The sequence below is a fragment of the Pseudomonadota bacterium genome (assembly GCA_016719885.1).
GTDB lineage: Bacteria > Pseudomonadota > Gammaproteobacteria.
Window position 1 is genome coordinate 103,896 of sequence record JADJYF010000003.1, and the last position, 14,406, is coordinate 118,301.

The 14,406-nt window shown below is 66.4% G+C and carries 15 protein-coding genes; 8 read left to right on the forward strand and 7 right to left on the reverse strand.

The genetic code is table 11. From position 1 onward, the window contains the following. Positions 1-6 precede the first annotated feature (6 nt). The 3 genes from IPM80_03530 to IPM80_03540 are packed head-to-tail and all read left to right on the forward strand — an operon-like array spanning position 7 to position 2,919. Complete coding sequence (locus IPM80_03530; protein ID MBK8957507.1) at positions 7-312, forward strand: MTH1187 family thiamine-binding protein; 306 nt, start codon at positions 7-9, stop codon at positions 310-312. Positions 313-341: 29 nt separating this feature from the next. After that, entirely contained in the window at positions 342-2,036 is a 1,695-nt protein-coding gene (locus tag IPM80_03535) for an AMP-binding protein (GenBank protein ID MBK8957508.1), read from the forward strand. Positions 2,037-2,055: 19 nt separating this feature from the next. After that, the gene (locus tag IPM80_03540) at positions 2,056-2,919 is read left to right on the forward strand and encodes a methyltransferase domain-containing protein (GenBank protein MBK8957509.1); all 864 of its coding nucleotides are present in this window, start codon (positions 2,056-2,058) and stop codon (positions 2,917-2,919) included. 10 nt (positions 2,920-2,929) lie between these two features. Here the strand turns inward: IPM80_03540 and IPM80_03545 are convergent, their stop codons facing one another. After that, positions 2,930-3,280: a carboxymuconolactone decarboxylase family protein gene (locus IPM80_03545; GenBank protein MBK8957510.1), complete on the reverse strand. Its 351-nt coding sequence runs from the start codon at positions 3,278-3,280 to the stop codon at positions 2,930-2,932. Positions 3,281-3,481: 201 nt separating this feature from the next. On the opposite strand from IPM80_03545, the gene IPM80_03550 reads away from it, so the two are divergent. Then, positions 3,482-4,111 carry a hydrolase gene (locus tag IPM80_03550; protein ID MBK8957511.1) on the forward strand — a complete coding sequence of 210 codons (630 nt, stop codon included), beginning with the start codon at positions 3,482-3,484 and terminating at the stop codon, positions 4,109-4,111. Between the two features lie 86 nt (positions 4,112-4,197). Then, complete coding sequence (locus IPM80_03555; GenBank protein ID MBK8957512.1) at positions 4,198-4,341, forward strand: hypothetical protein; 144 nt, start codon at positions 4,198-4,200, stop codon at positions 4,339-4,341. Positions 4,342-4,345: 4 nt separating this feature from the next. Here the strand turns inward: IPM80_03555 and IPM80_03560 are convergent, their stop codons facing one another. The 4 genes from IPM80_03560 to IPM80_03575 all read right to left on the reverse strand — a co-directional run bounded on the left by IPM80_03560 (position 4,346) and on the right by IPM80_03575 (position 8,566). Further along, the gene (locus IPM80_03560) at positions 4,346-4,885 is read right to left on the reverse strand and encodes a methylated-DNA--[protein]-cysteine S-methyltransferase (GenBank protein ID MBK8957513.1); all 540 of its coding nucleotides are present in this window, start codon (positions 4,883-4,885) and stop codon (positions 4,346-4,348) included. A 153-nt stretch (positions 4,886-5,038) separates the two neighbouring features. Further along, positions 5,039-7,144, reverse strand: a complete 2,106-nt coding sequence (locus IPM80_03565; protein ID MBK8957514.1) for an enoyl-CoA hydratase/isomerase family protein — start codon at positions 7,142-7,144, stop codon at positions 5,039-5,041. Between the two features lie 45 nt (positions 7,145-7,189). Continuing rightward, on the reverse strand, positions 7,190-8,185 hold the full coding sequence (locus IPM80_03570; protein MBK8957515.1) for an oxidoreductase: 996 nt from the start codon (positions 8,183-8,185) through the stop codon (positions 7,190-7,192). Positions 8,186-8,215: 30 nt separating this feature from the next. Next, positions 8,216-8,566, reverse strand: a complete 351-nt coding sequence (locus IPM80_03575) for a hypothetical protein (GenBank protein ID MBK8957516.1) — start codon at positions 8,564-8,566, stop codon at positions 8,216-8,218. Positions 8,567-8,713: 147 nt separating this feature from the next. On the opposite strand from IPM80_03575, the gene IPM80_03580 reads away from it, so the two are divergent. The 3 genes from IPM80_03580 (at position 8,714) to IPM80_03590 (ending at position 11,550) form a co-directional block, all read left to right on the forward strand. Beyond that, positions 8,714-9,631, forward strand: a complete 918-nt coding sequence (locus IPM80_03580; protein MBK8957517.1) for a MoxR family ATPase — start codon at positions 8,714-8,716, stop codon at positions 9,629-9,631. Positions 9,632-9,749: 118 nt separating this feature from the next. After that, positions 9,750-10,862 (forward strand): VWA domain-containing protein, encoded by a 1,113-nt coding sequence (locus IPM80_03585; GenBank protein MBK8957518.1) that lies wholly within the window; start codon positions 9,750-9,752, stop codon positions 10,860-10,862. Between the two features lie 97 nt (positions 10,863-10,959). Beyond that, positions 10,960-11,550 (forward strand): hypothetical protein, encoded by a 591-nt coding sequence (locus IPM80_03590; GenBank protein MBK8957519.1) that lies wholly within the window; start codon positions 10,960-10,962, stop codon positions 11,548-11,550. Between the two features lie 85 nt (positions 11,551-11,635). Here IPM80_03590 and glgA read toward each other — a convergent pair whose 3' ends face one another. Beyond that, positions 11,636-13,102 (reverse strand): glycogen synthase GlgA, encoded by a 1,467-nt coding sequence (glgA, locus tag IPM80_03595; protein MBK8957520.1) that lies wholly within the window; start codon positions 13,100-13,102, stop codon positions 11,636-11,638. Beyond that, positions 13,099-14,364: a glucose-1-phosphate adenylyltransferase gene (gene glgC, locus IPM80_03600; GenBank protein MBK8957521.1), complete on the reverse strand. Its 1,266-nt coding sequence runs from the start codon at positions 14,362-14,364 to the stop codon at positions 13,099-13,101. Before glgC ends, glgA begins: the two co-directional genes overlap by 4 nt. Between the last annotated feature and the right edge of the window lie 42 nt (positions 14,365-14,406).

Consider the following 14,406-nt stretch of genomic DNA (forward strand, 5'->3'; position numbering starts at 1 on the left):
CCGACCATGAAAGTGATGATCGATCTGTGCGTGGTGCCTTTTGGCGTGGGCCTCTCGGCCTCGCCCTATGTCGCCGAATGCGAGCGCCTCATCGAGGCCGCCGGCCTCACGCACCAGTTGCACCCCTACGGCACGGTCATCGAGGGTGAGTGGGACACGGTGTTCGCGGTCGTCAAGCAATGCCACGAGCGCATGCACGAAATGGGCTCGCCGCGCGTCTTCACGACCCTCAAGGTCGGCACGCGCAACGATCGCGAGCAGAGCATGCAGGACAAGGTCGACAGCGTGCGCGCCAAGCTCGCGCACAAGTAAACATCGAAGCGTTTCCGCCGGAGGGTTCCATGGGTGACCGCGTACCGAGCTACGTCAGTGGCACGGCCGAACAGCCGTTGCTGTTTCTGACCATAGGCCAGGCGCTCGAACGCGCCGCGCGACAGTGGGGCGAGCGCGAGGCGCTGGTGGTCTGCCAGCAAGGCGTGCGCATGGACTACCGCACCTTGAATGCCGCCGCCGACGAGTTGGCGGCCGGCCTTTTGAGCTTGGGCCTGGTAGCTGGCGATCGCATCGGCATCTGGTCGCCGAATCGCGCCGAATGGGTGCTGACCCAGTTCGCGACGGCCAAGGCCGGTCTCATCCTGGTCAACATCAATCCCGCCTATCGCCTCGCCGAACTCGACTACGCGTTGAACCAGGTGGCGTGCAAGGCCATCGTCATTGCCGAGAGTTTCAAGAGCAGCGATTACGTCGGCATGATGCGCGAGCTCGCGCCCGAACTCGATGGCGCCGCGCCCGGGGCGCTCGCCTCCAAATGCCTGCCGCATCTGCAATCGGTGATCTGCATGGCCGATCACGCCATCGCCGGCATGTTCCGCTTTGCCGATGTCGCCAAGGCCGGCAGCGACGCCACGCGCGCCCAACTCGCCGCGATCGCGCCGACCCTGGACCCCGACGACAGCATCAACATCCAGTTCACGAGTGGCACCACCGGCAGCCCCAAGGGCGCCACGCTCACCCACTTCAACGTCGTCAACAACGGCTACTTCGTCGGCGAGGCGATGAAGTTCAGCGAGCACGACCGGCTGTGCATCCCGGTGCCGCTCTACCATTGCTTCGGCATGGTGATGAGCGTGCTGACCTCGGTCACCCACGGCGCCGCGATGATCTTCCCCGGCGAAGGCTTCGATGCCGGCGACGTGCTGCGCGCGGTGGCGGCGGAGCGCTGCACGGCGCTGCACGGCGTGCCGACCATGTTCATCGCCGAGCTCGATCATCCCGATTTCGCGCGCACGGATTTTTCGACCTTGCGCACCGGCATCATGGCCGGCGCGCCCTGCCCCATCGAAGTCATGAAGCGCGTGCGCGCCGACATGCACATGGAAGAGGTCACGATTGCCTACGGCATGACCGAGACCAGCCCGGTCAGCTTCCAGAGCGGTACCGACGACCCGCTCGAGAAACGCGTGTCGACCGTCGGCCGCGTGCTGCCCCACGTGCAGGTGAAAATAGTCGACAGCGACGGACGCGTGGTGCCGCGCGGCGAGCGCGGCGAACTGTGCACGCGCGGCTACAGCGTAATGCGCGGCTACTGGGGCGACGCGGAGAAGACCGCCGCCTCCATCGATGCCGGCGGCTGGATGCACACCGGCGACCTGGCGACGCTCGACGACGAGGGCTACTGCAACATCGTCGGGCGCGTGAAGGACATGATCATCCGCGGTGGCGAGAACGTCTATCCGCGCGAAATCGAGGAATACCTGTTCCGTCATCCCAAGGTGCAGGACGTCGCGGTGTTCGGCGTGCCCGACACGCGTTTCGGCGAGGCCGTCGCGGTATGGATCAAGCTACGCGAGGGCGAGCAGGCCTCGGTCGAGGAGATCCGGGCGTTCTGCGAAGGGCAGATCGCTCATTACAAGATCCCCGCCTACGTGCGCTTCGTCGACGGCTTTCCCTTGACCGTCACCGGCAAGATCCAGAAATTCATGATGCGCGACGCGATGGTGGACGAACTCGGACTGAGCGTCGCCGTGACCGCGTGAACGCCACGGCGGCGCGCGCATGAGGGTCGAGCCGCTGGCGCCATTCGTGTGCCCCCTGGACGGCGCCGAGTTGCGCGACGCCGCCGGCGGCCTCGGCTGCGACCACGGTCATCGCTATGACCGGGCCCGCGAAGGCTACGTCAACCTCCTGCCTGTCCAACACAAGGCGTCCCGCGATCCGGGCGACGACAAGGCCATGGTCGCGGCGCGCCGCCGGTGTGCCGATGCCGGCCACTTCGCTCCCCTGCACGATGCGCTGTTCGAGTGGCTGCCTGCAATGCCTGCTCGCGACCGTCTGCGGGTGCTGGACGCGGGATGCGGCGAAGGACATGTGCTGGCGGCGTTGCAGGCCCGCGCCGTAGCCGCGCCGGCCGCGCTGATCCTTGCCCTCGGCGGCTACGATATTTCCAAGTGGGCGGTGCGCGCCGCCGCGCGGCGCGGCGGTGCGACTTCACTGGCGGTGGCCAGTAATCGCCAGCCGCCGTTCGCGGCGCATAGCGTCGATGTCCTGCTGTCCCTGTTCGGCTTCGCCCATTGGCCGGCCTTCGCCGCCCTGCTCGCCGCGGGCGGTCACCTCGTCAGTGTCGACGCCGATGCCGACCACCTGCTGGAACTGCGCGAACTGATCTACCCGGAAGTCACGGCCGGCACGGGCGAACCGCCGCATGAAGCCGTGCAACTCGGTTGGCGGGTCAATCGCTCACGACAGCTGCGTTACCGCATCCACCTCGACACTGCCGCGGCCATCCAGGACCTGGTTGCCATGACGCCCCATGTCCATCGCATGTCGGCCGACGGCCGCGCCGCGCTCGCAAAGTGCGCGCGGCTGGTCGTGACCATGAGCATGGTCATGCGTGAATGGTCGCCGCCTCCGCTGTCGTGAGCAGGCTTGCTCAGGCGCTGGCGCCGCCGAACTCCTCGAAGGCCGCGATGGCGTCCGCCGCGAACATCAGCGACGGACCGCCGCCCATGTAGACGGCCACCGCCAGGGTTTCCATCAACTGGTCGCGCGGCGTCTTGAGACGCGCCAGCGCCTTGGCATGGAAGCCAATGCAGCCATCGCAGTGACCGGCAACGCCAATGGCGAGCGCGATCAATTCCTTGTTCATTTCGCTGAGCGCGCCGGATTTCATGGCGCCCTTGGCAATTTGCATGAAACCGCTCATGGCGTCGGGCTGGGCGTCGCGCAGCTTGGCGATGCCCTTGTTGATGCTGGCGGTGATGTCGGTGTAGGACTTGGTCATGTCGGGACTGGCCTCGTTGCCTGGATGACGAGAACAGCTTAGGTACGGCAGGCGACGGACACTTGACGGGGCGCAAGTGCGGCGCCGGTCCATGCGCCGACGTGCCGTGCGTGTAGGAAAGCGCCGACTTATGGTCGCGCGCGCCGCCCTCTATGCTTGCTCGCAGCAGGCGGCATGTCGCCGCCCCTCGAGGACAACGCCATGACCCAACCTTATCGCCGCCTGGACAAGGCTCAGGCCACCGTGCTGCTGGTCGATCACCAGGCCGGCCTGCTGTCGCTGGTGCGTGACATCGAGCCCGACAAGTTTCGCAACAACGTGCTGGCAGTGGCGGATCTCGCCGCCTATTTCAAACTGCCGACCATCCTCACCACCAGTTTCGAAGACGGGCCCAACGGCCCCTTGATGCCCGAGCTCAAGCAGAAATTTCCGCAGGCGCCATACATCGCGCGTCCCGGCAATATCAACGCCTGGGACAACCCCGATTTCGTGGCGGCGGTGAAAGCGACGGGCAGGCGCCAGTTGATCATCGCGGGCGTGGTGACCGAGGTGTGCGTGGCCTTCCCGGCCTTGTCAGCCATCGAGGAAGGCTACGAGGTGTTCGTGGTGACCGATGCCTCGGGGACGTTCGATGCCATCACCCGCCAGGCGGCCTGGGATCGCATGTCACGCGCCGGCGCCCAGCTCATGAACTGGTTCGGCGTCGCCTGCGAGCTGCATCGCGACTGGCGCAACGACGTGCAGGGCCTCGCCACGCTGCTGTCCAATCACATTCCCGACTATCGCAATCTCATGACCAGCTTCGACGCCTTGAACGCGCGACGCGCCTAGGGGCAGGGCCATGATTCGTCTCCTCGGCATCTCGGGCAGCCTGCGCCAGGGCTCCTACAACACCGCCGGTGCTGAAAGCGTTGGGCGTGCATCAGTGGACAGGCGGACGTCTGCTGGTATCGCGGGCCAACAAAAGCATCGGTGAGGATGGCGCCATCAGCGGCGCCGAACTGAACATGCAGATCAGGGAATTCGTGGTGGGCTTCGCCGCCTTCGTGGGCGCGCAGTGATGCGCTAAGTGTCGAACATCGACAGCTGAACGTTGGGCGTACCTTCGAGCGCCAGCAGGCGACGCTTGGTGGCGGCGCCGCCATGGGCCGAGAAGCCACCGAGGCCGTTGGCCCCCATGACCCGATGGCAGGGCACGACCGGCGCGAACGGATTGGCGCCCATCGCCTGGCCGACGGCGCGCGACAGGCCGAGGTCGCCGAGCCGGCGTGCGATGTCGCCGTGCGAGAGTGTCTCGCCGCGCGGGATGGCGCGCACGATGGCGTACACCTGGCGGTGGAAATCGGGCACCGCGCGCATGTCGAGATGGATGAAATCGAGATCCGGGTTGCCGCCCGCCAGGAGCGCGATGACGGATGCTTCGACGGCGCTAACCTCGGTGCCGGGCGTGGCGATGTCGAGCTCGGGAAAGCGTTTGCGTAATCGGGCCAGCGTTGCCGCGGCGCTGCCCTCCGCCAGCTGCAGCCCGACGATGCCCTGCTCGCGCCACGCGCTGCCGCAGGGGCCGATGGCCGTGTCGAAGATGTGCAGTCCACCGATGCTCATGAGGTCACCGTAGCAAAGCACGGTCGGAGAATGTGGGTCAGCCTTCAGTCTGACATGTCGGCCGTATCCGCACCAACCCAATGTCAGACTGAAGTCTGACCCACAGAGAAAGAGCAGCCGGGGCCACGCATCGCGCGGTCCCGGCGCTTACGCTCAACCCTCGCGCTTGGCCGCCCAGGCGCTGAAGGACGAACCGGCGTCGGCCAGTTCCTTCAACAGCGGCGCCGGCGTCCAGTAGAGATCGCCGTAGCGCTTGCGGTACTTCTCCATCGCCGCGACCACGGTCTTCAGACCGACTTCATCGGCGTACTGCATGGGGCCGCCGCGGTAGCGCGGCATGCCGTAGCCATGCACGAACACCACGTCGATGTCGCTCGGGCGGGTGGCGATGCCTTCGGCCAGGATCAGCGCGCCTTCGTTGATCATGGAGAACAGCAGGCGCTCGATGATCTCTTCGGGTGTCACGGCAATCTGCGGCACGCCGAGACGCTCGGCCTCGGCCTTGGCCAGTGCCGCCACTTCCGGATCCGGCACCGGCTTGCGGTCCACGTACTTGAAGATGCCGGCATTGGTCTTCTGACCCAGGCGACCCATTTCCGTCAGCTTGGCGACCATGCGGCAGTAGGCCGGGTCGCTGGGCTTGTCTTTCCACTCGTTGTTGACCTTGTCGAGCACGTCGAGACCGGAGAGATCCGACACGCCGTTGGGGCCCATTGCCATGCCCCAGTCGTAGGCGGCCTTGTCGATGTACTCCGGCGCGTTGCCTTCGAGGATCATGCGCTGCGCTTCGCGCACGTAGGGGAAGAACATGCGGTTGCCGACGAAGCCGAAGCACACGCGCACCAGCACCGCCTGCTTGCGGATGGTCTTGGCCATGGCCATGGAGGTGGCGATGACGTCGAGCGCGGTCTTGGCGCCGCGCACGATTTCCAACAGGGTCATGACATTGGCCGGCGCGAAGAAGTGCCAGCCGATGACGTCCTGCGGGCGCTTGGTCGCGGCCGCGATTTCGTCGATGTCGAGGGTCGAGGTGTTGCTGGCGAGAATCGCGCCGGGTTTGGCGACCTTGTCGAGCTCGGCGAAGATTTCCTTCTTGAGCGCCATGTTCTCGAACACCGCTTCGACGATCAGATCGCAATCGCCGATGCCGCTGTAATCGACGGTGCCGCTGATCAGCGACATGCACTTGTCGAAGTCGGCCTGGGTCATGCGGCCCTTCTTCAGGGTGTTCTCGTAGTTGCCGCGGATGATGCCCAGGCCGCGGTCGAGGGCCGCCTGGTTGATTTCCTTCAGCACCACCGGGATGCCGACGTTGGCGAAGTTCATGGCGATGCCGCCACCCATGGTGCCGCCGCCCAGCACCGCGACCTGTCTGACGTCGCGCAGCTTGGTCGAAGCCGGCACGTCCGGCACCTTGGCAGTGGCGCGCTCGGCGAAGAACAAGTGGCGCTGCGAACGCGAGTGCGGCGAGGTCATGCATTCCATGAACAGCTCGCTTTCACGCTTGACGGCCTGGTCGTAGGGCAGGTTCACCGCCGCCTCGACGCACTTGATGATCTGCTCCGGGGCGAAGAAGCCACGCGCGCTGCGCGCCACTTCCTTGCGGTAGTTGGCGAAGAACTCGGCGTCGGCGCCGCTCTTGTCGACCGACATGTCGCGAATGCGGCGCGGCTGCGCGCCGTCGGCGATGAGCTTCTTGGCATAGGCGGTGGCGCCGGCCTTGAGATCCTCATCCGCCAGCAGGTGGTCGACGGCGCCGGCGGCCGCGGCGGCCTTGGCCGACATCGGCTTGCCACTGACCATCGCATCGAGCGCGGCCTTGGCGCCGATCAGGCGCGGCAGGCGCTGGGTGCCGGTGGCGCCCGGCAACAAGCCCAAGGTCACTTCCGGCAGGCCGAGCTTGGCGGACGGCACGGCCACGCGGTAATGGCAGCCCATGGCGGTTTCGAGACCACCGCCGAGCGCGGTGCCATGGATGGCGGCGATGATGATCTTGGGCGAAGCCTCCATTTCCTCGATGACTTCCGGCAGCCAGGGATCCTGGCGCGGCTTGTCGAACTCGGTGATGTCGGCGCCGGCGATGAAAGTGCGGCCGGCGCAGATCAGGATGGCGGCCTTCGCGGCGCTGTCCGCCACGAACTGGCGCACGCAGTTCTGGAGACCCGCGCGTACCGGCAGCGACAGGGCGTTGACCGGCGGGCTGTCGACGGTGATGTATGCAATGTCGCCTTCGCGGCTGTAGGTGACTACGTCTGCCATGGGGAGAATCCTCTCTAGTCTTTCGTTCGTTGCTTCGGTGTTGATTTACTTGTTGACGTCGATGACCACGCGGCCACGGATCTCGCCGCGCAGAATCGATGCGCACAATTCAGGCACGCGCGCCAGCGGCTCGACGGTGTAGACGCCCTTGAGCTCGGCCGGGTCGATGAGCTTGGCGAGATCGGCCCATGCGCGTTCGCGCGCCGCCATCGGCGCCATCACCGAGTCGATGCCCTGCAGGCGCGCGTTGCGCAGCAGGAAGGGCATGACGGTGCTCGGCAGGTCGCCGCCGCCGGCGAGACCGCAGGCCGCCACCACGCCGTTGTAACGCAGCTGCGCCAGCGCGCTGGCGAGGGTGGTCGAGCCGACGCTGTCGACACAGGCCGACCAGGTTTCCTTTTCCAGCGGCTTGCTCGCGCGTGCGAGTTCACTGCGCGCGATGGTGTCCTTGGCGCCGAGGCCCTTGAGATAGGCAGCCGTTTCGGGCCGGCCGGTGCTCGCCACCACTTCGTAGCCGAGCTTGGCCAGCAACATGATGGCGACCGAGCCGACGCCGCCGGCGCCGCCCGTCACCAGCACCGGGCCGTCGGCGGGTTGGGTACCGTGATCGCGAATGGCGTTGACCGCCAGCATCGAGGTGTAGCCGGCGGTGCCGATGGCCATCGCCAGCTCACTGCTGAAGGCGTCCGGAATGCGTACCAGGAAATCAGCATTGACGCGCTGCTTTTGCGCGTAGGCGCCCCAGTGGCGCTCGGACAAGCCGTAGCCGTTCACCAGCACGCGATCGCCGGCCTTCCATTTCGACGAGCGCGACTCGACCACCGTGCCAGCGAGATCGATGCCGCACACCATCGGCAGCTTGGCGCAGATCGGGAAGGTGTTGGTGACGGCCAGGCCGTCCTTGTAATTGACGGTCGAGAAATCGATATCGACCAGCACGTCTTCATCGGGCAGGTCGGCGAGGCCTAAGGTGGTCAAGGCGGCGCTGAACTTGCCGTCGGCGTCTTTGCTGGCCAGGATGGCCTTGATTGAATTGCTCAATGGGAACTCCGGGTTCGTGGTTCTGGGTGTTTAGTCGATGGTGATGAACAGTGAGCGGCGCGGCTGTCCGTTCACGGCGCGGCTGATATGGCCCTGGCCGCTGGTGTCCTCGGCCAGCAGGATGTCGCCGGCGCCGAACACGCGGCGCGTGCCGTCGCCAATCTCGACGTCCAGCCCGCCTTCCAGGATCACGATGTACTGGCGCTCGGGCGCGTTGTGCCAGCTGTAGTCGTAGTTGCTGTCGGTGTGGCGGAAGATCAGGCTCTTGACCGGATGGCGCGCCGACAGGTGGCCGATCAGGCCCTGGTCGTCCATCTCGATGTCGAAGTCCTCGAAATGCGACTGCTGGTCGGCGCCCGTGTAGAGACGGGTCACGCGCATGCTGCGTTTGGCGGCGGCCATGGGCTCCTCGAGGCGGTGAAGTGGACGGAACGGAGTCCGCTAGAATAAACCGCCCGGCGCCGCCCTGACCACCCGCAGGACAGGCGCGCGACCGGCCGCAACCGACTACCGCAAGCGAGGAAACCCATGACGGCGAGTGGCGCCTGGCAGCACCCTTTCGGCCGCGTCGATGACGTGGCGGCGACTTTCGATGCCCATGATTACGTGGCCGACCGGCCGCTGTGCCTGACCACCAAGCTGGCCTTCGACCTCGGCAAGCCCATCCTGCTGGAGGGCGAGGCCGGGGTCGGCAAGACCGAGGTCGCCAAGGTGCTGGCCAGCGCGCTCGACACGCCGCTCATCCGCCTGCAGTGCTACGAGGGACTGGATGCCAGCGCCGCCCTCTACGAATGGAATTACGCGCGCCAGATCCTCGCCATCCGCCTGGCCGAGGCCGACGCCGCGCGCCGCACTGAACTCGACAGCGCGATCTTCGGCCCCGAGTTCCTGTTCGAGCGGCCGCTGTTGAAAGCCATCCGCCATCCCGGCCCGCGACCGGCGGTGCTGCTGATCGACGAAATCGATCGCGCCGACGAGGAGTTCGAAGCCTTCCTGCTCGAGATCCTGTCGGACTACCAGATCACGGTGCCCGAGCTCGGCACCTTCAGCGCCGTGCACAAGCCCTGCGTGATCCTGACCTCCAATCGCACCCGCGAATTGAACGACGCCCTGAAGCGCCGCTGCCTGTACCTGTGGATCGATTACCCGAGCCCGGAAAAGGAACGCGACATCATCACCAAGCGCGTGCCCGGCATAGACCTTGAACTCGCCGAAGCGGTGACGCGCGTCATGCAGGGCCTGCGCGCAGTGGATTTCTACAAGCGGCCCGGCGTCGCCGAGGCCCTCGACTGGGCGCGCGCCCTGCTCGGGCTCGAGATCGGGAAGATCGTGCCGGAGACGGTGCTGGAGACGGCGGGCGTGGTGTTGAAGTATCGCGATGACGTGTCGCGGCTCGGCAAGATGGATCTGGATGCGCTGTTGCAGGGGAAGGCAGTGGAGTCGTGAGGCCTGCGCTTGCCAATGTCAGACTGAAGTCTGACCCACACAATGACAGGGGGCGCCGGGCAGCTCCTTGTGGGTCAGACTTCAGTCTGACATTCAGGGCATGGCACCGCGCCGAGCCATGACCTCCCCGGCCGAACCCCTCATCGCCCAGACCCTGGCCCTGTGCCAGGCCGCCCGCGACGCCGGCCTGCCGGTGACCCAGGCGCGCGCCATCGATGTATTTCGCTCGCTCGCGATGATCGACTGGCAGGACGCCGAGGATTACCGCCTCGCCCTGCGCACCAACCTGGTGGCGAGCCGCGAGGACGAGATCCTGTTCGACCGGGTGTTCGCGGTGCATTTCGGCAAGAGCGAGTTCGAACACGACGGCGGCGCGATCCTCGCGCGTAGCGAGCTGTTGCGCGGCAATCTCGAGGCCGGCGGCCGTGCCAACGAAGCGCACCGCGACATGCTGACCGAGGCTGATACGTTTGGCGCGCAGGAGGTACAGCGTCGCGCCAACCTCGCCGCGCGATGGGACGCCGACGCGCCGCCGCTCGAGCAGATCATCCGCGAACTGGCGCGGCGGTTGGCCACGCGCCCGTCGCGACGCACGGCGCCGGCCCGTCACGGTGCGCGCGTGGACCTGCGCCGCTCCATGCGTCGCAGCGTGCGCCACGGTCTCGATCTCGTCCAACTGGCGCGCACCGCGCGCAAGACGCGCAAGACCCGCATCGTCATGCTGTGCGACGTCAGCGGTTCGATGGACGCGTTCAATCCCTTCCTGCTGCAGCTCATGTTCGGCCTGCAACAGGCGCTGAAATCCAGCCGCACGCTGGTGTTCAGCACCCAGGTCAGCGAGATCACCCAGTACCTGCGCCGCCGCTCGGTGCTCGAGACCCTCGCCGAAATCGGCGACAAGGTGCGCCATTGGTCGGGCGGCACCGACGTCGGCGCGGCGCTCGGCCAACTCAATCGCGGCGTGCTGCGCGAAGGCTCGGCGCATGCCACGGTGCTCATCATCATCAGCGACGGTTACGACAACGGCGCGCCCGAGCGCATCGCGGCGGAGCTAGAGGCGGCCAAGCGTCGCGTGCGCACGCTGGTCTGGATCAACCCGATGTATGGCGCCAGCACCTTCGTGGTGAGGGCCGCCGGCATGAAGGCCGCCCTGCCCTACATCGATCATTTCCTGCCGGCCTTCAACGCGCGGGCCTTGCACGACCTGGTGAAGGGCCTGGCCGCCCTGTAGATGCGAATTCATTCGCACATTGATGGGAATGCCGCGTCATTCAATGCGCGAATGAATTCGCACCTACAATGACGTCTTCGCCACCGGGAAGCTGACCATGGAACAACGCATCCGCGAACTGCTCGCCCAGATCAACACCCTGGAGGAAGAGCTCGCGCAGACCCTGCATGAAAAGGAGCAGCGCCTGTTCTACCAGTTCAAGGGGCGACGCATCGAGTTCGAGGACAGCATCCGCGCCACCCACAAGCGCCTGAAGCGCGGCGTGCTGCGCTGGCTGGTGACCGACCGGCCGCAGAATCTCCTGACCGGCCCCATCATCTACAGCCTCATCATTCCGCTGCTGACGCTCGACCTGTTCGTGAGCGTCTACCAGGCGCTGTGCTTCCCGGTCTACCGCGTGGCCAAGGTCAAACGCGCCGACTACGTGGTGATGGACCGCTACCACCTTGGCTATCTCAATTTCTTCGAGCGCTTCCACTGCGCCTACTGCGGCTACGCCAATGGCGTGCTGGCCTACGCGGTCGAGATCGCGGCGCGCACCGAGCAGTACTTCTGCCCGATCAAACACGCGCGCAAGGTGTTGGGCAGCCACGCGCGCGCCCAGCGCTTCCTGGAATACGGTGACGCGACCGATTACCACGCGCGCCTGGAGGCGTTCCGGCAGGCCTTGGATGAAGGCGGTGGATAATCCTTGTGTGGGTCAGACTTCAGTCTGACGAGCTTGCATGCTGCATCCGATGTCCGACTGAAGTCGGACCCACATTGACAGGGCTTCACCCCATCAACTGCTGATACAGCTCCCCGTAAACCGCCGCCGGCCCTGCCCACGACACTTCCTGCGCCATGCCCCGCTGCATGAGAGCTGCCCAACGTTGCGGCTGCTGCTGATAGACCGCGAGCATACGCGCGAGCGTGTCGCGCAAGGCATGGGCGTACGGTGCTTCGAACACGAAACCGGTGCCGCTGTCGCCGGTGCTTTCGTCCACCACGGTGTCGGCCAGCCCGCCGACGCGCCGCACTATCGGCACGGTGCCGTAGCGCAGGCCGTAGAGTTGGGTGAGGCCGCAGGGCTCGAAACGGCTCGGCACCAGGATCGCATCGGCGCCGCCGAACACGCGGTGCGACAGCGCTTCGTCGAAACGGATTGCGGTCGCGATGCGGCCGGGTTCGCGCGCGGCGAGCGCGCTGAAGGCCTGTTCGAGGCCGGCTTCGCCGGTGCCGAGCACCAGCAATTGCATGTCGGCCAGGGCCGGGTCGGCGATCGCTTCGAGCAGCAGGTCCAGCCCTTTCTGATAGGTGAGCCGCCCGACCACCGCGACCAGCGGGCGACGCGGGTCATCGGCCAGCCCGCATTCCTTGCGCAAGGCACGGCGGTTGACGGCCTTGGCGCTCGGCGCCGTGTCGCGCGTGTAGGGCTGCGCCAGCGCGGCATCGCTGCTGCTGTCCCACAGCAAGGTGTCGACGCCGTTCAAGATGCCGAGCAGCCGCGACGCGCGATCGCGCAGCACGCCATCGAGACCTTCGCCGCCTTCCGGCCTCAGGATCTCGCGCGCGTAGCTGGGCGACACCGTGGTGATGGCGTCGGCGGCCAGCAAGGCACCCTTCATGAACGACAGGTCGCCGTGGAATTCCAGCGCGGACGGCGTCAGCTGCGCGGGGCCGAGGCCCAGCGCCGGCCCGACGTCCAAGGGGAAGCGTCCCTGGAAGGCGAGGTTGTGGATGGTGAACACGGTGCGCACCGCGTTGGCCGGATGCTGACGCAGGTAGACCGGCGCCAGCGCCGCGTGCCAGTCGTGGGCATGCACGATGTCGGCCTGCCAGCTGGCGTCGAGACCGCCGGCCGCGAGCTGCGCCGCGACGTGGCCGAGCAGGCCGAAACGCAGGTGGTTGTCGGCCCACGGCAAGCCCGCACCGTCGACATAGGGATTGCCGGCGCGGCCATATAGCCAGGGCGCATCGATGACATACAGACACACCGTGCTGCCCGGCAGCGTTGCGCGCAGCAGTTGAATGCGCGAGGCGCCGAAAGCCGTGCCGAGCGGCGCGCCCACCGGCGTCAAGTGGCCGGCGGCGAAGCCCTGCAGCACCGCTTCGTAGCCCGGCAACAGCAGGCGCACGTCGCAGCCCCGCGCGGCGAGCGCCGGCGGCAAGGCGCCGACCACGTCGGCCAGCCCGCCGGTCTTGACCAGGGGATGGGCTTCGGCGGCGACGTGCAGGACGCGTGGCGTGGCGAGCGTCAAGCGCTGAGCCTCGCCAGCATCTGGCGCGTGACCAGCGTGATGCCCTTCTCGGTGACGTAGAAACGCTCGGCGTCGAGCTCCGGGTTCTCGCCGATGATCATGCCATCGGGAATGCTGCAGCCATGATCGATCACGCAGTGGTTCAGGCGCACGCCGCGCCCGACCTGCACCTCGGGCAGCAGCACCGACGACGCCACGCTGGCGTAGGAATGCACGCGGCACTTGGAGAACAACAGGCTCTTGTTCAATTCGCCGCTGATGATGCAGCCGCCCGACACCAGCGATTCCAGCGCCATGCCACGACGGTTCTGCCAGTTGTGCACGAACTTGGCCGGCGGCAGCTGTTCCTGGTAGGTCCAGATCGGCCACGCCGTGTCGTAGAGATTCAAGGCCGGCACGGTGGCGGTCAGATCGATGTTCGCCTCCCAGTAGGCATCGATGGTGCCGACGTCGCGCCAATAGGGTTCGCGCCCGGGTTCGAGGCCCACGCAGCAGCTCTCGAAGGACAGCGCGCGCGCGTCGCCGCGTTCCACCACCGCCGGAATGAGATTGCGGCCGAAATCATGTTCGGAATCCTCGCGTGCGGCATCGTCGGCGAGCATGTCGAACAGGTACTGGGCGTTGAACACGTAGATGCCCATGCTGGCGAGGGCGATGCCGGGCTTGCCCGGCATGGACGGCGGCTGGGCGGGCTTTTCCAGGAAGTCGGTGATGCGCTGCTCGGCGTCGACGGCCATCACGCCGAAACCCGTCGCCTCCTCCACCGGCACCTCGATGCAGCCGACCGTGCACGGCGCGCCGCTCGCGACATGGCGCGCGAGCATTTCCATGTAGTCCATCTTGTAGATGTGATCGCCGGCCAGCACCAGGATGTAATCGGCGCCATAGCCCTGCACGATGTCGAGATTCTGGAAGATGGCGTCGGCCGTGCCCTTGTACCAGGAGCGCTCGTCGATGCGCTGCTGGGCCGGCAGCAGATCGAGGAACTCGTTCATCTCCGACTTCAGGAACGCCCAGCCGCGTTGCAGGTGCCTGAGCAGGCTGTGGGACTTGTACTGCGTCAACACGCCGATGCGCCGGATGCCGGAGTTCAGGCAGTTCGACAGCACGAAATCGATGATGCGGAACTTGCCGCCGAAGTACACCGCCGGCTTGCAGCGCACGTCGGTCAATTGTTTCAAACGCGAACCGCGGCCACCGGCCAGCACGAAGGCGTAGGAACGTCGCAACAGGCGCAGGCGATGGGGTTGTTCGAAGGTCATAGGGCGCTCTCATGTGGCATGCCGCCCGCAATTGGTGCAGGT